The 21,074-nt window shown below is 70.1% G+C and carries 21 protein-coding genes; 12 read left to right on the top strand and 9 right to left on the bottom strand.

Features of this window, described 5'->3' with window-relative positions; genetic code table 11:
• Positions 1-6: 6 nt before the first annotated feature.
• The 5 genes from IPZ69_RS13495 to IPZ69_RS13475 all read right to left on the bottom strand — a co-directional run bounded on the left by IPZ69_RS13495 (position 7) and on the right by IPZ69_RS13475 (position 3,731).
• Complete coding sequence (locus IPZ69_RS13495; RefSeq protein WP_235454337.1) at positions 7-1,152, bottom strand: DUF475 domain-containing protein; 1,146 nt, start codon at positions 1,150-1,152, stop codon at positions 7-9.
• A 177-nt stretch (positions 1,153-1,329) separates the two neighbouring features.
• The gene (locus IPZ69_RS13490; RefSeq protein ID WP_235454336.1) at positions 1,330-1,905 is read right to left on the bottom strand and encodes a TerD family protein; all 576 of its coding nucleotides are present in this window, start codon (positions 1,903-1,905) and stop codon (positions 1,330-1,332) included.
• A gap of 98 nt (positions 1,906-2,003) precedes the next feature.
• Positions 2,004-2,579 carry a TerD family protein gene (locus IPZ69_RS13485; RefSeq protein ID WP_235454335.1) on the bottom strand — a complete coding sequence of 192 codons (576 nt, stop codon included), beginning with the start codon at positions 2,577-2,579 and terminating at the stop codon, positions 2,004-2,006.
• 138 nt (positions 2,580-2,717) lie between these two features.
• Positions 2,718-3,176 (bottom strand): peroxiredoxin, encoded by a 459-nt coding sequence (locus IPZ69_RS13480; RefSeq protein WP_235454334.1) that lies wholly within the window; start codon positions 3,174-3,176, stop codon positions 2,718-2,720.
• A 117-nt stretch (positions 3,177-3,293) separates the two neighbouring features.
• On the bottom strand, positions 3,294-3,731 hold the full coding sequence (locus IPZ69_RS13475; RefSeq protein WP_235454333.1) for a DUF3052 domain-containing protein: 438 nt from the start codon (positions 3,729-3,731) through the stop codon (positions 3,294-3,296).
• A 461-nt stretch (positions 3,732-4,192) separates the two neighbouring features.
• Between IPZ69_RS13475 and aceE the strand changes: the two genes are divergently transcribed.
• Together aceE and IPZ69_RS13465 are read left to right on the top strand one after the other, a co-directional pair.
• Positions 4,193-6,940, top strand: a complete 2,748-nt coding sequence (gene aceE, locus IPZ69_RS13470; RefSeq protein WP_235454332.1) for a pyruvate dehydrogenase (acetyl-transferring), homodimeric type — start codon at positions 4,193-4,195, stop codon at positions 6,938-6,940.
• A gap of 105 nt (positions 6,941-7,045) precedes the next feature.
• Positions 7,046-7,966 (top strand): potassium channel family protein, encoded by a 921-nt coding sequence (locus IPZ69_RS13465; protein WP_235454331.1) that lies wholly within the window; start codon positions 7,046-7,048, stop codon positions 7,964-7,966.
• A 76-nt stretch (positions 7,967-8,042) separates the two neighbouring features.
• Here IPZ69_RS13465 and IPZ69_RS13460 read toward each other — a convergent pair whose 3' ends face one another.
• Entirely contained in the window at positions 8,043-9,707 is a 1,665-nt protein-coding gene (locus IPZ69_RS13460) for an MFS transporter (RefSeq protein WP_235454330.1), read from the bottom strand.
• A 114-nt stretch (positions 9,708-9,821) separates the two neighbouring features.
• On the opposite strand from IPZ69_RS13460, the gene IPZ69_RS13455 reads away from it, so the two are divergent.
• From IPZ69_RS13455 to IPZ69_RS13445, 3 genes are all read left to right on the top strand, one after another.
• Entirely contained in the window at positions 9,822-10,448 is a 627-nt protein-coding gene (locus tag IPZ69_RS13455) for a TetR family transcriptional regulator (RefSeq protein ID WP_235454329.1), read from the top strand.
• A gap of 82 nt (positions 10,449-10,530) precedes the next feature.
• The gene (locus IPZ69_RS13450; protein ID WP_235454328.1) at positions 10,531-11,739 is read left to right on the top strand and encodes an alpha/beta hydrolase; all 1,209 of its coding nucleotides are present in this window, start codon (positions 10,531-10,533) and stop codon (positions 11,737-11,739) included.
• A 66-nt stretch (positions 11,740-11,805) separates the two neighbouring features.
• The gene (locus IPZ69_RS13445; protein WP_235454373.1) at positions 11,806-12,669 is read left to right on the top strand and encodes a DUF4429 domain-containing protein; all 864 of its coding nucleotides are present in this window, start codon (positions 11,806-11,808) and stop codon (positions 12,667-12,669) included.
• On the opposite strand, the gene IPZ69_RS13440 is transcribed toward IPZ69_RS13445, so the two are convergent.
• Positions 12,666-13,148 carry a MerR family transcriptional regulator gene (locus IPZ69_RS13440; RefSeq protein WP_235454327.1) on the bottom strand — a complete coding sequence of 161 codons (483 nt, stop codon included), beginning with the start codon at positions 13,146-13,148 and terminating at the stop codon, positions 12,666-12,668. The genes IPZ69_RS13445 and IPZ69_RS13440 overlap by 4 nt on opposite strands.
• A gap of 112 nt (positions 13,149-13,260) precedes the next feature.
• Here IPZ69_RS13440 and IPZ69_RS13435 point away from each other — a divergent pair, with 112 nt between their 5' ends.
• Both IPZ69_RS13435 and IPZ69_RS13430 read left to right on the top strand, forming a co-directional pair.
• On the top strand, positions 13,261-13,728 hold the full coding sequence (locus IPZ69_RS13435; protein ID WP_235454326.1) for a GNAT family N-acetyltransferase: 468 nt from the start codon (positions 13,261-13,263) through the stop codon (positions 13,726-13,728).
• Positions 13,729-13,747: 19 nt separating this feature from the next.
• On the top strand, positions 13,748-14,566 hold the full coding sequence (locus IPZ69_RS13430; protein ID WP_235454325.1) for a serine hydrolase domain-containing protein: 819 nt from the start codon (positions 13,748-13,750) through the stop codon (positions 14,564-14,566).
• Here IPZ69_RS13430 and IPZ69_RS13425 read toward each other — a convergent pair.
• Positions 14,563-15,216 carry a pirin family protein gene (locus IPZ69_RS13425; protein WP_235454372.1) on the bottom strand — a complete coding sequence of 218 codons (654 nt, stop codon included), beginning with the start codon at positions 15,214-15,216 and terminating at the stop codon, positions 14,563-14,565. The two genes, IPZ69_RS13430 and IPZ69_RS13425, sit on opposite strands and share 4 nt — an antisense overlap.
• Before the next feature lie 95 nt (positions 15,217-15,311).
• Between IPZ69_RS13425 and IPZ69_RS13420 the strand changes: the two genes are divergently transcribed.
• The 5 genes from IPZ69_RS13420 to fabF all read left to right on the top strand — a co-directional run bounded on the left by IPZ69_RS13420 (position 15,312) and on the right by fabF (position 20,298).
• Positions 15,312-16,517 carry a PucR family transcriptional regulator gene (locus tag IPZ69_RS13420; protein WP_235454324.1) on the top strand — a complete coding sequence of 402 codons (1,206 nt, stop codon included), beginning with the start codon at positions 15,312-15,314 and terminating at the stop codon, positions 16,515-16,517.
• An 89-nt stretch (positions 16,518-16,606) separates the two neighbouring features.
• Positions 16,607-17,524: an ACP S-malonyltransferase gene (locus IPZ69_RS13415; RefSeq protein ID WP_235454323.1), complete on the top strand. Its 918-nt coding sequence runs from the start codon at positions 16,607-16,609 to the stop codon at positions 17,522-17,524.
• Between the two features lie 21 nt (positions 17,525-17,545).
• Entirely contained in the window at positions 17,546-18,577 is a 1,032-nt protein-coding gene (locus tag IPZ69_RS13410) for a ketoacyl-ACP synthase III (protein WP_235454322.1), read from the top strand.
• Between the two features lie 104 nt (positions 18,578-18,681).
• Positions 18,682-18,930 carry an acyl carrier protein gene (locus IPZ69_RS13405; RefSeq protein ID WP_015660680.1) on the top strand — a complete coding sequence of 83 codons (249 nt, stop codon included), beginning with the start codon at positions 18,682-18,684 and terminating at the stop codon, positions 18,928-18,930.
• A gap of 105 nt (positions 18,931-19,035) precedes the next feature.
• Positions 19,036-20,298 (top strand): beta-ketoacyl-ACP synthase II, encoded by a 1,263-nt coding sequence (gene fabF, locus IPZ69_RS13400; protein ID WP_235454321.1) that lies wholly within the window; start codon positions 19,036-19,038, stop codon positions 20,296-20,298.
• A 96-nt stretch (positions 20,299-20,394) separates the two neighbouring features.
• Here fabF and IPZ69_RS13395 read toward each other — a convergent pair whose 3' ends face one another.
• Positions 20,395-20,889: a DUF3145 domain-containing protein gene (locus IPZ69_RS13395; protein WP_235454320.1), complete on the bottom strand. Its 495-nt coding sequence runs from the start codon at positions 20,887-20,889 to the stop codon at positions 20,395-20,397.
• Positions 20,890-21,074 lie beyond the last annotated feature (185 nt).

Genomic DNA, 21,074 nt, shown 5'->3' with positions numbered 1-21,074 from the left:
GGCTCGTCACACCCCGGAGGAGACCTCGGCCTTCTCGTCCGAGCCCGAGGCTCCCTCGGTCGCCGCCAGGGCGCGATTGCGCCGCACGGAGGACCAGAAGGACCAGGCGATCAGGACGACGCCGACGAGGCCGGTGATGACCTCGTTGATCTCGTACTGGATGGTGACCATGAGGATCACGGCCAGCGCGCCGATCGCGTAGTGGGCGCCGTGCTCCAGGAAGACGTAGTCGTCGAGGGTGCCCTGGCGGACCAGGTACACGGTGAGCGACCGGACGTACATCGCGCCGATGCCGAGGCCGAGGGCCATCAGGACGATGTCGTTGGTGATGGCGAAGGCGCCGATCACACCGTCGAAGGAGAAGGACGCGTCCAGGACCTCCAGGTAGAGGAACATGAAGAACGCGGCCTGGCCGGCCAGGACGACCGGCGATCGCTTCTTGCCCGAGCGCTCGGCCTCTTCCTCCTCCTCGTGCTCCCGTTCCTCCTCGGCCTCCAGCCGATCCTCGAAGTAGCCGGAGAGACCACCGACGATCATGTACGTGATGAGGCCGGCGATGCCGGAGATCAGGACCGTCTGCGCCTTGTCCACGTGCGCGCCGCCGTGCTGGTGGGCGTGGGTGGCGAAGGTGAAGGAGGTGATCAGCAGAACGATCAGCGCGATGCAGACCGACAGCATGTCGACCTTGCCGAGCTTGGCCAGCGGTCGCTCGATCCAGCGCAGCCACTGGATGTCCCGGTCCTCGAAGATGAAGTCGAGGAAGATCATCAGCAGGAACATGCCACCGAAGGCGGCGATCGCCGGGTGGGCGTCGGTCACCAGTTCCTGGTAGCGGTCCTTGTTGTTGAGAGCAAGGTCGACGGCCTCGACGGGGCCCATCTTGGCGCTGATGGCGACGATCACGACGGGGAACACGAGTCGCATGCCGAAGACCGCGATGAGCACGCCGACCGTGAGGAAGATCTTCTGCCAGAAGGCACTCATCTTCTTCAGGATTCCGGCGTTGACCACCGCGTTGTCGAACGACAGCGAGATCTCCAGGATGGAGAGGATCGCCACGATGCCGAAGGCCTCCCACCCCCCGTAGAAGACCGCCGCGACCAGGCCGAGCGCGGTAATCGCGAACGACCAGCCGAAGGTTTTCAGAAGCACTGGCTACCCAATCCGTGTCTTGTACGGGTCTCCCCCGCGCCGTACTCGGCTTTGCTAAACGTTGACCACGAGTCTAGAGGGGCGCGCTTCCCGTGGGTACGCGCAGGTCCGCCATCTCGTAAAGCACGAGGTCCGGGGGCTGTGGCCCGCTGGATCACGTCCTGGGCCGACGCCTTTTTACGAAACGTTGACGCCGAAGTCCTGGGCGATGCCCCGCAGCCCCGACGCGTACCCCTGGCCCACCGCGCGGAACTTCCACTCGCCCTGGTAGCGGTACAGCTCGCCGAAGATCATGGCCGTCTCGGTGCTGGCGTCCTCGCTCAGGTCGTAGCGGGCGAGTTCGGCGCCGTCGGCCTGGTTGACGACCCGGATGTAGGCGTTGGAGACCTGGCCGAAGGCCTGGCCGCGCTCGTCCGCCTGGTGGATCGAGACGGGGAAGATGATCTTGTCGCAGACCGCCGGCACCGCCGGCAGGTCGACCAGGATCGTCTCGTCGTCGCCGTCGCCCTCGCCGGTGAGGTTGTCACCGGTGTGCTCGACCGAGCCGTCCGGGCTCTTGAGCTGGTTGTAGAAGACGAACCACTCGTCGCCGAGGACCCGCCCGCCCTGGCACAGCAGCGCGCTGGCGTCCAGGTCGAAGGGGGCTCCGGTGGTGGAGCGCGCGTCCCAGCCGAGCCCGATCATCACATTCGTGAGGTTCGGTGCGGCCTTGGACAGGGAGACGTTTCCTCCCTTGGCGAGCGTGACGCCCATGATGCTGGTCCTCCCCTGAGTTGTGCTGCTTCGGTTGTCCTGCGCGTCCGGCGCCGCCCGTAAACGGTGCGGCGCCGGACAAGCGGAGCGTTCGGGTCTCAGACGTTGACGCCGAAGTCCTGGGCGATGCCCCGCAGGCCCGAGGCGTAGCCCTGGCCGATGGCGCGGAACTTCCACTCCGCACCGTGCCGGTAGAGCTCACCGAAGACCATCGCGGTCTCGGTGGAGGCGTCCTCGCTCAGGTCGTACCGGGCGATCTCCGCCCCGCCGGCCTGGTTGATGACGCGGATGAACGCGTTGCGCACCTGACCGAAGGACTGCTGGCGGTTCTCGGCGTCATAGATCGACACCGGGAAGACGATCTTGTCGACGTCCGCCGGGACGCCGGCCAGGTTGATCTTGATCTGCTCGTCGTCGCCCTCGCCCTCACCGGTGAGGTTGTCACCGGTGTGCTCCACGGAGCCGTCGGGGCTCTTGAGGTTGTTGAAGAAGACGAAGTTCTGGTCGCTGCCGACCTTGCCCGAGGCGTTCAGCAGCAGTGCGCTGGCGTCCAGGTCGAAGTCCGTGCCGGTCGTGGTACGGACGTCCCACCCCAGACCGACGATGACGGCGGTCAGGCCCGGGGCCTCCTTCGTCAGCGATACGTTGCCGCCCTTGCTGAGGCTGACTCCCACGAGTCCTCCATGTGGTGTCCTGGGGCGGGGAGCCCCGTCGTACGTCGGATACCGGATCAACGAGTCGATCCTAGTGACGGGTTCCCGCTGCCCGCAGGCCCTGGACCCGAAGAAATCACCGGTGTCGGATCCGGAGGCTCACAGAGCGTCGAGCGCCTTCACGTAGTCGTTCAGGTCGCGCGCGTCCGGCAGACCGTTGACGACGGTCCACCGCACGACACCCGACTTGTCGATGATGAAGGTGCCGCGCACGGCGCAACCCTTGTCCTCGTCGAAGACGCCGTAGGCGCGGGAAATGTTGCCGTGCGGCCAGAAATCGCTGAGCAGCGGGTACTCCAGACCCTCCTGCTCGGCGAAGACGCGCAGCGTGTGGATGGAGTCGTTGGAGACGGCGAGCAGCTGCACCTCGTCGTTGACGAACGTGGGCAGGTTGTCGCGCAGCTCGCACAACTCGCCGGTGCACACGCCGGTGAACGCGAAGGGGTAGAAGAGCAGCACGACGTTCTTCTCGCCGTGGAAGTCCGCGAGCCGTACGGTCCGGCCGTGGTTGTCCTTGAGCTCGAAGCCGGGCGCCTTGTCGCCGACCTGGATCGCCATGGTCCTGCATCCCTTCGGTGGGCTGTCGGGGTGAGACCACCCTACGCAGCGATCACCGCGCACCTGCGGACGGGCCGGACCTGTCCGGCCCGTCCGGTGTCCGGGGATGAGGCCGACTTACCTCTTGGTCTTGGCGGCCTTCGGCGTCGCCAGACGCGAGCCGCTCCAGTCCTTGCCCACGCTGACGCTCTTGGACGCCGACAGCCCGGCCGTCACCGCGGCTTCCGAGATGTCGCTCGGCTCCACGTACCCGTCACGGCCGGTCTTCGGCGTGAGGAGCAGAATCGCGCCACCTTCCTCGATGTAGGTGGTGGCGTCCACCAGCACATCGGTCAGGTCGCCGTCATCGTCGCGGAACCACAGCACCACGGCGTCGGCTACGTCGTCGTACTCCTCGTCCACGAGTTCACTGCCGATGACTTCCTCGATGGACTCGCGGAGCTCCTGGTCGACGTCGTCGTCGTAGCCGATCTCCTGGACCACCTGCTCGGGCTGGAACCCCAGCCTGCCGGCAGGGCTCGTCCGCTCCTCCGCGTGGTCCGCGGTCGCGCTCACGGGTTGCCTCCTGATCATGTCTTGATGAGTATCTCAGCCACGCGCGTACGCGAAGCATTGGCCGTAGTCCACACGTGCGGGGCGGATCGCGCAAGTACCCGGCCGTTCAGACCGCCGAAACGGTGACGATCCCGGCCGTGTCGCCGCAACTCCGAGCACCCCTTCTCCACCCAGGGTGACTCACACCAGACCCTTCTGCCCGATTTGCGCGCTTAGGAATCCTCTGGGAATCACTCGGCGGTGCGGTGATCGAACAGTTTTACCAAGGGGGTCAAGCGCTGGGCGTATCGTTGCGTTTTGATCGGGCACGCCCGAGTACGGCTTGAGGGAGACCCCACGGAGGTCTCGGTTACCTCACGGTAGAGATGACGTACGCCTTCCCTAGGTACACGATGGGGACGGCGCAGGCACAAGGTGAACGCCCCAGCAGAAAAGCGGCCCTCTGACAGGTAAGGAACAGCGTGGCTTCCGGATCCGATCGCAACCCGATCATCATTGGCGGCCTTCCGAGTCAGGTTCCTGACTTTGATCCCGAAGAGACCCAGGAGTGGCTCGACTCCCTCGACGCCGCCGTCGACGAGCGCGGCCGGGAGCGGGCCCGGTACCTGATGCTCCGCCTGATCGAGCGGGCCCGCGAGAAGCGCGTGGCCGTGCCCGAGATGCGCAGCACGGACTACGTCAACACGATCGCGACCAAGGACGAGCCGTTCTTCCCCGGCAACGAGGAGATCGAGCGCAAGATCCTCAACGCGACACGGTGGAACGCGGCCGTGATGGTCTCCCGCGCGCAGCGCCCCGGGATCGGCGTCGGCGGCCACATCGCCACCTTCGCCTCCTCCGCCTCCCTGTACGACGTCGGCTTCAACCACTTCTTCCGCGGCAAGGACGAGGGCGACGGCGGCGACCAGGTCTTCTTCCAGGGCCACGCCTCCCCCGGTATCTACGCCCGCGCGTATCTGCTCGACCGGCTGAGCGAGCGGCAGCTGGACGGCTTCCGCCAGGAGAAGTCGCGGTACCCCAACGCGCTCTCCAGCTACCCGCACCCGCGCTCCATGCCGGACTTCTGGGAGTTCCCGACGGTCTCCATGGGCCTCGGCCCCCTCGGCGCCATCTACCAGGCGCGGATGAACCGCTACATGCAGGCGCGCGAGATCGCGGACACCTCCAAGTCGCACGTGTGGGCCTTCCTCGGTGACGGCGAGATGGACGAGCCGGAGTCGCTCGGCCAGCTGTCCATCGCCGCCCGCGAGGGCCTGGACAACCTGACCTTCGTGGTCAACTGCAACCTGCAGCGACTGGACGGCCCGGTGCGCGGCAACGGCAAGATCATCCAGGAGCTGGAGTCGGTCTTCCGGGGCGCCGGCTGGAACGTCATCAAGCTGGTCTGGGACCGCACCTGGGACCCGCTGCTCGCCCAGGACCGCGACGGCGTGCTGGTCAACAAGATGAACACCACGCCGGACGGCCAGTTCCAGACGTACGCCACCGAGTCCGGCGCGTACATCCGTGACCACTTCTTCGGTGACGACCACCGGCTGCGCGCGATGGTCGCGAACATGACCGACGACCAGATCCTGCACCTGGGGCGCGGCGGCCACGACCACCGGAAGATCTTCGCGGCGTTCTCGGCGGCCAAGGCGCACAAGGGCCAGCCGACGGTGATCCTGGCCAAGACGATCAAGGGCTGGACGCTGGGGCCGAACTTCGAGGGCCGCAACGCCACGCACCAGATGAAGAAGCTGACGGTCGACGACCTCAAGCACTTCCGGGACCGTCTGCACCTGCCGATCTCCGACCGGGAGCTGGAGTCCGGCCTGCCGCCGTACTACCACCCGGGCCGGAACTCGGAGGAGCTCCAGTACATGCACGACCGGCGCAAGGGGCTCGGCGGCTATGTGCCGACCCGCGTCGTGCGCTCCCAGCCGCTCGCGCTGCCGGACGACAAGACGTACGCGACCGTGAAGAAGGGCACGGGTCAGCAGTCGATCGCGACGACCATGGCGTTCGTGCGACTGCTCAAGGACCTGATGCGGGACAAGGAGATCGGCCGCCGGTTCGTGCTGATCGCGCCGGACGAGTACCGCACCTTCGGCATGGACTCCTTCTTCCCGAGCGCGAAGATCTACAACCCGCTCGGCCAGCAGTACGAGGCGGTGGACCGCGATCTGCTGCTCGCGTACAAGGAGTCGCCGACCGGCCAGATGCTGCACGACGGCATCTCGGAGGCGGGCTGCACGGCCTCGCTGATCGCGGCGGGCTCGGCCTACGCGACGCACGGCGAGCCGCTGATCCCGGTGTACGTCTTCTACTCGATGTTCGGATTCCAGCGCACGGGTGACCAGTTCTGGCAGATGGCCGACCAGCTGTCGCGCGGGTTCGTCCTCGGCGCGACCGCCGGCCGGACGACGCTGACCGGTGAGGGTCTCCAGCACGCCGACGGCCACTCCCAGTTGCTGGCCTCGACGAACCCGGCCTGCGTGGCCTACGACCCGGCGTACGCGTACGAGATCGCGCACATCGTGCAGGACGGTCTGCGCCGTATGTACGGCGGTGACGCGCAGCACCCGCACGGCGAGGACGTCTTCTACTACCTCACCGTCTACAACGAGCCGATCCAGCACCCGGCCGAGCCGGCGAACGTGGACGTCGAGGGCATCCTCAAGGGCATCCACAAGCTGAGCGCGGGTACCGCGGGCTCGGTCCCGGCGCAGATCATGGCGTCCGGTGTCGCGGTGCCGTGGGCCCTTGAGGCGCAGCGGATCCTCGCCGAGGAGTGGGGCGTGCGGGCCGACGTCTGGTCGGCGACCTCCTGGAACGAGCTGCGGCGCGAGGCCGTGGAGTGCGAGACGCACAACCTGCTGCACCCCGAGGAGGAGCAGCGCACGCCGTACGTCACGCGCAAGCTGGGCGGTTCCGAAGGGCCGTTCGTGGCCGTGTCCGACTGGATGCGGTCGGTTCCGGACCAGATCGCCCGGTGGGTGCCCGGCACCTACCAGTCACTGGGCGCCGACGGTTTCGGCTTCGCCGACACCCGTGGCGCGGCCCGCCGGTTCTTCCACATCGACGCGCAGTCGATCGTGGTGGCGGTGCTGACCGAGCTGGCCCGGGAGGGCAAGGTGGACCGTTCGGTGCTGAAGCAGGCCATCGACCGGTACCAGCTGCTCGACGTGTCGGCGGCGGACCCGGGGGCGGCCGGGGGCGACGCGTAACGCGCCGCGGCTTCGACCGACAACGCCGCTTGAGCGGTTCTTGAACAGCCGAGGGCGGTGGGGCTCGATGCCCCACCGCCCTGGTGTTTTCCTTACGATGCGGGCATGGCGGAACAATCGGCGCAGGCTCGCTGGGAACACCTCACCCAACGGCCCCTGCTGGCCCTCGCGGTGGCCTTCGCGGTCGCCTATGCCGTGCCGATCGTGGACAGTTCGGCGGGGCACTCCCTGACGGCCGTGTGCACGGTGGTGGAGTGGGTGGTGTGGGGCTCCTTCGCCACGGACTATCTGATGCGGCTGGCGATGGCGCCCCGGCGCAAGGAGTTCGTGCGCACGCACTGGCTGGACCTGTGCGCGGTGGTGCTGCCGATCCTCCAGCCGCTGCGGCTGCTGCGGCTCGTCTCGACACTGCTGCTGGTGGGGCGGCGGGCGCGGATGGCCTCGCAGATCCGGCTGACGACGTATGTCGCCGGTGCCGTGGTGGGGTTGCTGATGTTCGGCTCGCTCGCCGTGCTCTCGGTGGAGCGGGAGTCGCCGAACGGGAACATCCGCACGCTGGGTGACGCGGTGTGGTGGTCGTTCACGACGATGACGACCGTCGGGTACGGGGACCACGCGCCGACGACCGGGCTCGGCCGGATGATCGCGGTCGGCCTGATGCTGTCCGGGATCGCGCTGCTGGGTGTGGTGACCGCGAACATCGCCGCGTGGTTCATCGCCCGCTTCGAGAAGGACGACGTGGAGGAGCGGCGCCAGACGGAAGCCATCGAGTCGCTCACCGAGGAGGTACGGGCCCTGCGGGCGGAGGTGGCCGCGCTGTCCCTCGTCCGGGCCGGACGGGCAGCCGAGGGCGGAGCCTCCGGGAGCGGCGACGCGCAGTCACCCGCGGGCGACTCGGCCGAACCGCCGGGGGCCGGCGCGCTGCCCCCCTCCGGCAGCGCGCCGCGGCCCTGGCATCCCCCATGCCCTGCGGAGGACTTGACCCACTGTGACCTGCGGCGCGTACCGGAAGCGAGGGATCTTTAGCGGAGTCACCCTGATAGGCGAACTTCGGCCAGATCCGGTTTGGGGGGCGGCCCGGGGACCGGGCCCGAACGCGGGCTCAGATGTGGCCCACACCCGCTCCCGACGCAGCGTTCTCGGCGTGCTCGCCCCGCTTCGTCAGGAGTGCCACGAGCACCGCCACCGCCGCGACGCCGGCCGCGACCAGCGAGGCCAGGCTCATGCCGGAGATGAACGTGTCGTGCGCCACCGACGTGATCTTCGCGGCGAGCTCGTCCGGCGTGCCCTTGGCCAGCGGCGCGACACCGACCTGGACCGCCTCGGAGGCCTGGTCGAGCTGGGCGGGGGTGAGCTTCGGCAGCCCCGCGCCGGCCCAGTTGCCCGGCAGGTCGCTGTCGACCTTGGAGGCCATCACGGCGCCCAGCACGGCCGTACCGAGGCTGCCGCCGATCTGCATGGCCGCCTGCTGGAGGCCGCCGGCCACACCGGACAGCTCCATGGGCGCGTTGCCCACGATGACCTCGGTCGCGCCGACCATGACCGGCGCGAGACCGAGACCCAGCAGGGCGAACCAGAGCGACATGATCGCGCTGCCGGTGCCCGCCTCAAGCGTGGACATGCCGTACATGGCGACCGCGGTGGCCACCATGCCGCCGGCCAGCGGGATCCTCGGGCCCAGCTTGGTGATCATGGCGCCGGCCAGCGGCGAGCCGACGATCATCATGCCGGTGAGGGGCAGGAGGTGGAGGCCGGCGTCGATCGGGCTCATGCCGTGGACGTTCTGGAGGTAGAACGTCACGAAGAACAGGCCGCCCATGAAGGCGATGGCCATGAGGACCATGAGGACCACACCCGCCGACAGCGCGACCGAGCGGAACAGGCCCAGCGGGATCAGCGGCTCCTTGACCCTCGTCTCCCAGAAGGAGAAGAGGAGGAAGCCGACCGCCGAGGCGCCGATGAAGCCCCACGTCTTCCCGTCGCCCCAGCCCCAGCTCGGCGCCTTGATCAGGGCCCACACCAGGCAGAACATCGCGCCCGACAGCAGGGCGATGCCCAGTACGTCGAAGGAGCGCGGCGCGCTGTATCCATTTTCCGGGCTCCGCCCGAGGGCGGCGCGGTGGTCGCGCAGGATCAGCAGACCGAGCGTGAGGGCGATCAGGCCGACCGGCACGTTGATGAAGAAGACGGACTGCCAGTTGACGTGCTCGACGAGGACACCGCCGAGGATCGGGCCGCCCGCGGTGGACGCGCCGATCACCATGCCCCAGATGCCGATCGCCATGTTGAGCTTCTCGGCCGGGAAGGTGGCCCGCAGCAGGCCGAGCGCGGCCGGCATCAGCAGCGCGCCGAACAGGCCCTGGAAGACGCGGAAGGTGACGACGAGCCCGATGCTGTCGGACAGCCCGATGGCGCCCGAGGCGGCGGCGAAGCCGACGACACCGATCAGGAAGGTCTGCCGGTGGCCGAAGCGGTCGCCGAGCTTGCCGGCGGTGATCAGCGAGACCGCGAGGGCCAGGAAGTAACCGTTGGTGATCCACTGGACCTGCGCGAAGGTGGCGCCGAGATCCTTCTGGATGGCCGGGTTGGCGATGGCCACGATGGTGCCGTCCAGGGCCACCATCATGACCCCTACGGCGACGGTGATGAGGGTGAGCCACGGGTGGCCGCGCAGGCCCGGGGCCGGGGCCGGGCCCGACGGGGCGGACGGAACCCGGTCCGCCTTGTCCCCCGACCCCGCCGTGTCGATGGTGGTCTGACTAGTCATACCTTCGAGGCTAGTGACAGCCGCTGACAATTGACAAACCAATTCACAAGTCGGTAACTGACATGTCACTGGCGCATACCCTGAGCGCGAAAGACGTTCAACGGGGAGAGGCCGATGGAGACGCTGCGCGAGCGCAAGAAGCGCCGCACCCGGGAGGCGCTGCTGCGGGCCGCTCTCGAACTGTTCACCACGCAGGGTTACGAGCACACCACCGTCGACGAGATCGCCGAGGCCGTCGACGTCTCGCAGCGCACCTTCTTCCGCTACTTCGCGGGCAAGGAGGAGGTGGCCTTCGCCGTCCAGGAGATGACCGAGGCGCACTTCCTGGCGGCGGTGCGGGCCCGCCCGGCGCACGAGGCGCCGATGGAGGCCCTGCGCCAGGCGATCCTGGAGGGCTGGGACGAGATCCGCGAGACCGTCGAGTCGGCCGTCCCGGTCGAGCTGTATCTGCGCATGTACCGGACGATCGAGTCGACGCCCGCCCTGCTCGCCGCCCATCTGCGCCGCTCCGCGGCCATCGAGGAGACGATCGCGCGCGTGCTCGCCGAGCGCGAGGGTGTCGACGTCGCGACCGACCCTCGACCGCGCCTGGTCGTGGCCGTCTTCGGCGGAGTGATACGGGTGACGGAGCGTCAGTGGAGCACCGGCGAGGACTTCAGCCTGGAGGCGATCCGGACCCTCACCGCCACCTACCTCGACCAGGTCGGACCCGCCCTGGCCGGGAGCTGGCGCGACCACTGAGGCGGGTATCACGTCCGCCGAAACGTGATACCTGTCACTCGGTTACCGCGAGACCCTCCCGTTCTCCTAGTGTGTCCTCCCAGTGACTTCCTTCGAAACCTCCCCGCAACTCAACGTCTGGCGCGCGCTGCTCGCCCTGGGCGTGGTGTTCGTGATGCTCGCGACCACCGGTTGGACCGCCCTGCGCAGCCATCGGGAGGCGAGCGCCCTGCAGGCCTCGCTCACCAAGTGGGAGCACGGTCACCTGCACGGCCACCGGCTGCCGGACCCGGAGGCGTCCCCCGCGCGGATCGCCCGTTTCTTCGCCTCGCTGACCGCGCAGGAGAGCCGGCGCCTCGCGCACCGCTACCCGCTCGCGGTCGGCAACATGAACGGCGCCCCCGTCGAACTGCGCTACCGCGCCAACCACATCGCGCTCGACCAGGCGCGCAAGGTCGACAAGAAGCGGATGCACGACAGCCGGCTCTCGCCGGCCGGGCAGCAGCAGGCGGGCAGGCGGATGCACCGCTTCGAGGACCTGCTGGCCGGGGGCCGGAAGATCCTCGCCTTCGACCCCGAGGGCTCGGGCCGGGTCGCGGAGGTGTTCGGGAACCTGCCGAAGGCCGAGCGGATCTCCGTCGTCGTCCCCGGCGTCGACACCGACCTGCTCACCTTCCAGAAGACGTACCGCCCGTACTCGGCGCCGGTCGGCATGGCCAAGGCGCTGTACGCGGCGGAGCGGGCGGCGAGTCCCGGGGTCCGTGCGGCCGTGATCGCCTGGGCCGACTACACCGCGCCCGCCGGGCTCGGCGTGGACGCGGCCACCGCGATGCGCGCCGAGGACGGCGCCGTACGCCTGAACGCCCTGCTGCGCGCGCTCCCCGGCAGCGCGCCCGTGCAGATGTTCTGCCACAGCTACGGCTCGGTGGTCTGCGGTGTCGCGGCCCACGCGATGCCGCGCCGGGTGGCCGACATAGCGGTGGCCGCCAGCCCCGGCATGCGGGTCGCCAAGGCCGCGCACCTGCACACCCGGGCCCGGGTGTGGGCGATGCGGGACGCCACCGACTGGGTCCAGGACGTGCCGTACCTGGAGGTCGGCGGCCTCGGGCACGGCGCCGATCCGGTGTCCGGAGGATTCGGCGCACGGGTGCTGTCAGCACATGACGCCCAGGGACACAGCGGCTATTTCGAGCCGGGCACGGACAGCCTGCACAACCTCGCCGACATCGGGGTTGGCGCGTACCGCTCGGTGACGTGCGCCCGCGAAGACCAGGTCTGCCGGGCGGGTTTGTCCGGCACCGAGACGGCCTGACGCGCGTAGAGGCGAAGAAACTGCGGTCTGCGTGGGGTGGCGACGGAGGAGCGCGTGCCGCATACGATGAGCCGCATGGGTGACGTACTGGCCGGATTTCATGCCGCCTGGGAGTTCGAGTCCGACTCTGTGCTCATCCGTTACGAACGAGGGATTCGAACACCCAAGCTCTTCCAGGTTCTGGGGGAACGGCGCGTCCCGCTCGCGGCGCTCTCGGGCGTGACCCTCACCCCCGGCAAGCGCGGCACCGTCGTCCTGCGCGCCGAGCCCCGTCCCGGCGCCGATCCGCTGATGGAGGCGGCCGACGGGCAGCTGAAGGAGGGCTGCGATCCCTACCGGCTGGTGCTGCCGGCCGAGCGCGAGACCCTCGCCGAGTACTACGCGGACGAACTCCGGGCGCAGCTCAGCGAGTCCGGCCCGGCCGAACGCCATCTGGTCCCCGCCCCCGAGGCGCCCCTGCACTTCAAGGCGTACGACGCGAAGGTGTCCTTCGACGGCAGGGCCGTGCGCTTCCGCTGGTCCTGGACCGGCGCCTCCTCCACCAAGTGGAAGGCGGGGGACCAGAGTTTCCCGGTCACCGAGCTGAGCGGCGTCGAGTGGCGCTCCCCCGAGGTCTTCGAGGGCCACCTGCGGCTGCTGGCCCGGGACGCGGGCGCCGAGCAGCAGCCGCTCCAGCCGGACCAGGACCCCGCGTCCGTCGTCTTCGGCCTCGGCTACGGACCGGTGCACGAGTCGCTGCCCTTCGCGGCCGCGGTCCTCGCGGCGGTACGGGCCCGGGGTCCGGTCGCCGCGGTGCCGGCCGCGCCGGGACGCCGGGACCCCGCCGACATCGCCGAGCGGATCCGCCACCTCGGGGAGCTGCACCGGGCCGGCCTGGTGACGGACGAGGAGTTCGCCACGAAGAAGGCGGAACTCCTCGCGCAGCTCTAGGCGCTGTTCGCGGCCCGGCTCGGCTTCTCCTGTGCGTAGAAGCTGATCTTGCGGTCGAGTACGGCGAGGGTGTCCCGGAGTTCGTCGATCCGGGCCAGCACGTCCCGGCGGGTCGATTCGAGGAGTTCCTGCCGCTCGGCGTAGGTGCTCTCGCCCTCGCGCACCAGTTCCGCGTACCGGACCATGTCCGCGACCGGCATGCCGGTCAGCCGTAGCTTGTTCACGAAGTCCAGCCAGTCCAGGTCGCGGTTGCTGTAGCGGCGCTGACCGGTGTGCGAGCGGTCGATGTGGGACATCAGACCGATCCGCTCGTACCAGCGCAGGGTGTGGGCGGTCAGGCCGGTGAAGGCGACGACCTCGCTGATCGTGTAGCGGTCCTGGCCCTCGGGGCGTGGGTGCCGCCGGGGCGGGGCGGAGCAGATGTCGGCGGGGGTCGGAGCTTGCTCGGTGGCCGCGGGCGTGGTCTGCATCACCGTCATGGCCCCACGCTATGGCCTTGGAGTGCACTCGAAGCAAGCCGGTACCCGGTAAGAAGTCCACCGGTAAGAAATCCGCGGGACGCGTGGGCGGGTGATCGCTAACGTGCGGGCCATGAGTCTCGCACGCCGTGCCACGCCCGAGGACGCCCCGGAAGTACTGCGCCTGCGCCAGGTGATGATCGACTCCGTCTTCTCCGCCGGCGGTTCCACCCACTGGCACGGGGAGTCCCTGCCGACCCTGCGGACCCGCCTCGCCGAGGACGAGGACTTCGCCGCCCTCGTCGTGGACCATCCGCGGCGGCCTGGGGCGCTGGCCGCGCTGGCGGTCGGCACGCTGGAGTACCGGATCGGGCGGGCGGGCAATCCGCTCGGCACGATCGGGTTCGTCTTCAGCGTCGCCACCGACCCGGACGCGCGCCGCCGCGGGTACGCGCGCGCGTGCATGGCCGAGCTGCTGGAGTGGTTCCGCTCCCGCGGGGCGGGCCAGGTGCAGCTCACCGCCTCCGCCGAGGCCCGGCCCCTCTACGACTCGCTCGGCTTCCGGCCCAAGCCGGACCCCTTGATGGAGCTGACGCTCTGAGCCGCTTAGGCTCGACGGCATGTCGCTGCAGAGCCTGACGCTGATCGAGAACTGGCCCGTCCCCACCGCCGCCGCGGGGGTCGTACGGGCCGACGGCGCGGTCCTGGGGACCCACGGACCCGCCGGCCGGCGCTTCCCGCTGGCCTCGGTCACCAAGCCGCTCGCGGCCTACGCGGCACTCGTCGCGTACGAGGAGGGGGCGATCGAGCTCGACGAACCCGCCGGCCCGCAGGGTTCGACGGTCCGTCATCTGCTCGCCCACACCTCCGGGCTGGCCTTCGACGAGCACCGGGTGACGGCCCCGCCCGGGGAGCGGCGGCTGTACTCCAACGCCGGGTTCGAGCAGCTCGGCGACCACATCGCCAAGGCGGCGGACATCCCCTTCGCCGAGTACCTGCGCCAGGCGGTGCTGGAGCCGCTCGGCATGACGTCGACCACACTCGACGGCTCGCCCGCGAAGGACGGGGTGTCGACGGTGGACGACCTGCTGCGGTTCGCCGCCGAGGTGCAGGCGCCGCGGCTGCTGGACCCTCGGACGGTCGCCGAGGCGATGACGGTCCAGTACCCGGCGACGAAGGGCGTGCTTCCGGGGTACGGACACCACAACCCCAACGACTGGGGGCTGGGCTTCGAGATCCGGGACGCCAAGTCCCCGCACTGGACGGGCTCCTCGTCCTCCCCGCGCACCTTCGGACACTTCGGGCAGTCCGGTACGTTCCTGTGGATCGACCCGGCCGCCGGGGCGGCGGGCGTCGCCCTGACCGACCGTGCCTTCGGGCCCTGGGCGATCGAGGCGTGGCCGGCGTTCACGGACGCCGTGCTGGCGGAGCTCCGCTAGCCGGACAGCTCCCAGAGCAGCAGTTCGGCCGTGCCGACCGCCACGGCCTCCAGCCCCTTTGGCCGCGTGACGCGCGCCGAGTCCCCCGGCCCCAGCTCCTGCCCGGCCAGCCGGACCTCGCCGCGCACCACGTGCGCGTACACGTACGCCGCGTCCGGTACGGCGGTCCGCTCGCCGGGCACCAGGCGGCGCACGTGGAGCAGCGCTCCCGCCTGCGGGACGGCGTACGGGGTGGAGTCGGCGATGCCCCGGACGATCTCGTAGGCGGGGGTGCCGCCGGGTTCGAGCGGGGCCAGCCACATCTGCACGAAGGTCAGGGGGACCGGCCCGTCGTTGCGTTCCACATGGCGGACACCCGCCGCCGAGCTCAGCCGCTGCACGTCGCCCGGCCGCACCACCGTCTCGTGACCCTGCGAGTCCCGGTGCGTCAGCTCGCCCTCGACCACCCACGTGACGATCTCGGTGTGGCTGTGCGGGTGCTCGTCGAAGCCGGCGCCCGGGGCCAGACGCTCCTCGTTGCAGGCCAGCACCGCGCCGAAGCGGAGATTGTCCGGGTCGTAGTGCGGCCCGAAGGAGAAGGCGTGGCGGGACTCGATCCCGGCCTCCGGCTCTCCTCCCGGGTAGCGCTCCGCGGCGCGCCTGACGTCCATCACGGCACCACCGTAGACCCGCCCCGAACCCCGCACGGGCCCGCACCCGCCACCCACCGGCGCACGCTCCCGTCCGGATAAGGCAGTCTTGTCCCGTGCCCGAACCCGAAACACGCAAGTCCGCACCCGCGGCGCACGACGTGCACGCGCACGCCGCGACCCTGAAGCGGCTGGAGAAGTCGTCCGGCAGCCTCGCCGCGCAGGCCATCGCGCGCATGGACGAGACGCTGTCGTGGTACCGGGCCATGCCGCCGGAGAACCGCTCCTGGATCGGGCTCGTGGCTCAGGCGGGCATCGCCGCCTTCACCGAGTGGTTCCGGCACCCCGACGCCCCGCAGGCCATCTCGACGGACGTGTTCGGCACCGCGCCGCGCGAGCTGACCCGGGCCATCACGCTGCGGCAGACCGTGGAGATGGTGCGCACCACCATCGAGGTCATGGAGAGCGCGATCGACGAGGTCGCGGCGCCCGGCGACGAGCGGGTGCTGCGGGAGGCGCTGCTCGTGTACGCCCGGGAGATCGCCTTCGCGACCGCCCAGGTGTACGCCCAGGCCGCCGAGGCACGCGGTGCCTGGGACGCGCGGCTGGAGTCCCTGGTGGTCAACGCCGTGCTCAGCGGCGAGGCCGACGAGGGCGCGGTCAGCCGGGCCGCCGCGCTCGGCTGGAACTCGCCCGAACACGTGTGCGTGGTGCTCGGGACCGCGCCCGACGGGGACAGCGAGCTGACCGTGGAGGCCATCCGACGGGCCTCCCGGCACGCCAAGCTCCAGGTGCTCACCGGGGTGCTCGGGGACCGGCTGGTCGTCATCGCGGGCGGCAGCGACAACCCGATCGCCGTGGCCCGGTCACTGATCGGCCCGTTCGCCGCCGGACCCGTCGTCGCGGGGCCGGTGGTGCCCGATCTGCTGACGGCGACCCGGTCCGCGCAGGCCGCGGCGGCGGGCCTGAAGGCCTGTTCCGCCTGGCAGGACGCACCGCGCCCGGTCCTGGCCGACGACGTGCTGCCGGAGCGCGCGATCATGGGTGATCCCAGTGCGCGCGAGCAGTTGGTGGAGGAGATCTACAGACCACTGGAGGAGGCCGGATCGGCCCTCCTGGAGACCCTCTCCGTCTACCTGGAACAGGCGAGCAGCCTGGAGGGGGCCGCCCGGATGCTCTTCGTTCACCCGAACACCGTGCGCTACCGGCTCCGACGTGTGACTGACGTCACCGGGTGGTCGCCATCCGATGTACGATCCGCGTTCACACTGCGGATCGCGCTGATCCTCGGGCGTCTGGTCGATGGAGATCTTCAGCCCTAGCCTTTTGTCGGGGGCCCACAAAACCCCCTCGTGTTCTTCGTCCCTGTCCTCACGGGCGGCCTTGGCCGTCCCCAAGAGAGAGTGTGAGAGTGCTCGTACTCGTCGCTCCCGGCCAGGGCGCCCAGACGCCTGGCTTCCTGACCCCCTGGCTCGAACTCCCCGGTGCCGCCGCCCGCGTCGCCGGCTGGTCCGACGCCCTCGGTCTGGACCTCGTCCACTACGGGACCCAGGCCGACGCGGCCGCCATCCGCGACACCGCGGTGGCGCAGCCGCTGCTGGTCGCCGCCGGGATCCTGTCCGCCACGGCACTGGGTGACATCTCCCCGGGCGCGGTCGCGGGCCACAGCGTCGGCGAGATCACCGCGGCCGCCTTCGCGGGCGTCCTGGACGACACCGCCGCGCTCACCCTCGTCCGCAAGCGCGGTCTGGCCATGGCCGAGGCCGCGGCGATCACCGAGACCGGCATGTCGGCGCTCCTGGGCGGCGACCCGGAGGTCTCCGTCGCGCACCTGGAGAAGCTGGGTCTGACCCCGGCGAACATCAACGGCGCGGGCCAGATCGTCGCCGCGGGCACGCTGGAGCAGCTCGCCGCGCTGAACGAGGACAAGCCCGAGGGCGTCCGCAAGGTCGTCCCGCTGAAGGTCGCCGGCGCCTTCCACACGCACCACATGGCTCCCGCCGTCGAGACGCTCGCGCAGGCGGCCGCCGACCTCGCGCCCGCCGACCCGACGGTCACCTACGTGTCCAACAAGGACGGCCAGGTCGTCTCGACCGGCGCCGCGGTCCTCGACCGTCTGGTCGGCCAGGTGGCCAACCCGGTCCGCTGGGACCTGTGCATGGAGACGTTCCAGAAGCTCGGCGTCACCGCGCTGATCGAGGTGTGCCCCGGCGGCACCCTGACCGGCCTGGCCAAGCGCGCCCTGCCCGGCGTCAAGACGCTCGCCCTGAAGACCCCCGACGACCTCGACGCGGCCCGCGAGCTCATCGCCGAGCACGCCAACGCCTGACCCCAAGGAGCCGTACCGATCATGTCGAAGATCAAGCCCAGCAAGGGCGCCCCGTACGCGCGCATCCTCGGTGTCGGCGGCTACCGGCCGACCCGTGTGGTGCCCAACGAGGTGATCCTCGAAAAGATCGACTCGTCCGACGAGTGGATCCGTTCGCGCTCCGGCATCGAGACCCGGCACTGGGCGGGCCCGGAGGAGACCGTCGCCGCGATGGCGATCGAGGCCTCCGGCAAGGCGATCGCCGACGCGGGCATCTCCGCGGAGCAGATCGGTGCCGTGGTCGTCTCGACCGTCTCGCACTTCAGCCAGACCCCGGCCGTCGCGACCGAGATCGCCGACAAGCTGGGCACCGACAAGGCCGCAGCCTTCGACATCTCGGCGGGCTGCGCCGGATTCGGCTACGGACTGACCCTGGCCAAGGGCATGATCGTCGAGGGCTCGGCCGAGTACGTGCTCGTCATCGGCGTCGAGCGGCTGTCCGACCTGACCGACCTGGAGGACCGCGCGACGGCCTTCCTGTTCGGCGACGGCGCCGGCGCCGTGGTGGTCGGCCCCGCGCAGGAGCCGGCCATCGGCCCGACCGTCTGGGGCTCCGAGGGCGACAAGTCCGAGACCATCAAGCAGACCGTGCCGTGGGACCGGTTCAGGATCGGCGACCTGTCCCAGCTCCCCCTGGACAGCGAGGGCAACGTCAAGTTCCCCGCGATCACCCAGGAGGGCCAGGCGGTCTTCCGCTGGGCCGTGTTCGAGATGGCGAAGGTCGCCCAGCAGGCGCTGGACGCGGCCGGGATCACCTCGGACGACCTGGACGTCTTCATCCCGCACCAGGCCAACGTGCGGATCATCGACTCGATGGTGAAGACCCTCAAGCTGCCGGAGCACGTCACGGTCGCCCGTGACATCCGCACCACCGGCAACACCTCGGCCGCCTCGATCCCGCTCGCGATGGAGCGGCTTCTGGCGACCGGCGAGGCGAAGAGCGGCGACACCGCGCTCGTCATCGGATTCGGGGCGGGTCTCGTCTACGCCGCCACGGTCGTTACCCTCCCCTAGGCACTCCGTGCCGGATCATGTGGTCCGGCACGAGCGCCGCACCTCCTGCCGCTGACGCGGTGGGCGCAACACACCGTCTGGATATCTAAGAAGGAGCGCCTGACATGGCCGCCACTCAGGAAGAGATCGTCGCCGGTCTCGCCGACATCGTGAACGAGATCGCCGGCATCCCGGTTGAGGACGTCCAGCTGGACAAGTCCTTCACCGACGACCTGGACGTCGACTCGCTGTCCATGGTCGAGGTCGTCGTCGCCGCCGAAGAGCGCTTCGACGTCAAGATCCCGGACGAGGACGTCAAGAACCTCAAGACCGTCGGTGACGCCACCGACTACATCCTCAAGCACCAGGCCTGATCACCCCTCAGACCGAGGCTGCAAGGCCCCGCCACCCGGCGGTGGCGCCGTAGTCCCCGCTGACGCGGGGGTAGCCCTCCCGTATCCGTTGGAGAAAGAATTCCCGTGAGCCCGACCAATCGCACCGTGGTCGTCACCGGTATCGGCGCAACCACACCGCTGGGTGGCGACGCAGCCTCGACCTGGGAGGCCCTGCTCGCCGGCAAGTCCGGCGTCCGGCCTCTGGAGCAGGACTGGGCGGCCGAGCTGCCGGTCCGTATCGCCGCGCAGATCGCCGTCGAACCGGGTGAGATCATCCCGCGTCCGCAGGCCCGCAAGCTGGACCGGTCCGCGCAGTTCGCGCTGATCGCCGCCCAGGAGGCCTGGAAGGACGCCGGTTTCACCGCCCGGGCCGGCGAGGACCTGTCCGTGAACCCGGACCGGCTGGGCGCGGTCATCGCCTCCGGCATCGGCGGCGTCACGACGCTCCTCGACCAGTACGACATCCTCAAGGAGAAGGGCGTACGCCGCGTCTCCCCGCACACCGTGCCGATGCTGATGCCCAACTCCCCGGCGGCCAACGTCGGTATCGAGCTGGGCGCCCGCGCGGGTGTGCACACCCCCGTCTCGGCCTGCGCCTCGGGGGCGGAGGCCATCGGCTACGCCATCGAGATGATCCGCACCGGTCGCGCCGACGTCGTCGTCGCGGGCGGCACGGAGGCGGCCATCCACCCGCTGCCGATCGCCGCGTTCGGCAACATGATGGCGATGTCCAAGAACAACGAGAACCCCGAGGGTGCCTCGCGCCCCTACGACTCCGGCCGCGACGGCTTCGTCCTCGGTGAGGGCGCGGGCGTGATCGTCCTGGAGTCCGAGGAGCACGCGAAGGCCCGCGGCGCCCGGATCTACGTCGAGGCCGTCGGCCAGGGCATCTCCGCCGACAGCCACCACATCACGCAGCCCGAGCCGTCCGGCAACGGCATCGCGCACGCGCTGCAGAACCTGCTGGACAACTCCGACCTGAAGCCGGCCGAGGTCGTGCACGTCAACGCGCACGCCACGTCGACGCCGCAGGGTGACGTCGCCGAGATCAAGGCGCTGCGCAAGGTGTTCGGGGACGACGTCGACCACATGGCGATCTCCGCGACCAAGTCGATGACCGGTCACCTGCTCGGTGGCGCCGGCGGTATCGAGACCGTCGCCTCGGTGCTCGCGCTGGTGAACCGGATCGCCCCGCCGACCATCAACCTCGACGACCTCGACCCCGAGGTCAACGCGGACGTCGTCCGCGGCGAGGCACGCAAGCTCCCCGAGGGCCGTATCGCCGCGCTGAACGACTCGTTCGGCTTCGGCGGTCACAACGTGGTCCTGGCGTTCCGGACGATCTGAGCGACGCCGGTACGCAAGTGAAGGGCCCCCACCGGGCGGTGGGGGCCCTTCCTCGTGTGCGGATCCCGGCGCCGAGGTGCCGGGGTGCCGGGGTTTCTACACCACCTGGTGCAGCCAGCGGACCGGGGCGCCCTCGCCGGCGTAGCGGAACGGCTCCAACTCGTCGTCCCACGGCTTGCCCAGCAGCTTGGCGAGCTCGGCCTCCAGGTCCGTCTCGCCGCGCTGAGACCGCGTCAGCGCCGCCCGCAGCCGGTCCTCGGGGATGAGGATGTCGCCGTGGATGCCGGTGACGGCGTGGAAGATGCCGAGGTCGGGGGTGCAGCTGTAGCGCTCGCCCTCGGCGGTGGGGCAGGGCTCCGCGGTGACCTCGAAGCGCAGCAGATGCCAGCCGCGCAGCGCCGAGGCGAGCTTGGAGGCCGTGCCGGCCTCGCCCTGCCAGGAGAACTCCGAACGCCAGGTGCCGGGTGCCGCGGGCTGCCGGATCCAGTCGAGGTTGACGCGTGTGCCGAGCACCCCGGCGACGGCCCACTCGACGTGCGGGCACAGCGCGCGCGGCGCGGAGTGCACGTACAGAACTCCACGTGTCGTCACCGGGACCTCCGGGCAGAGCGGGACATCTTGCGGACTGGCTGGGCGGCAGTTGGTCGACGGCCGCGTTGATGGCGAGGCTACCGTGCGGCGGCGCAAGGAGTGTGACGTACCGTCGGTCCCAGTGCCAGGAAACCCCCGCCATTCACCCAGGGGGACGCTTGTACGGGTGTGAGCCGTTCCATGCC

It is taken from the genome of Streptomyces olivochromogenes (assembly GCF_021538895.1).
In the GTDB taxonomy this organism is placed as follows: Bacteria; Actinomycetota; Actinomycetes; order Streptomycetales; family Streptomycetaceae; genus Streptomyces; species Streptomyces olivochromogenes_A.
The sequence above is the reverse complement of the archived record's forward strand: the minus strand, read 5'-3'. Positions and strand labels throughout refer to the sequence as shown.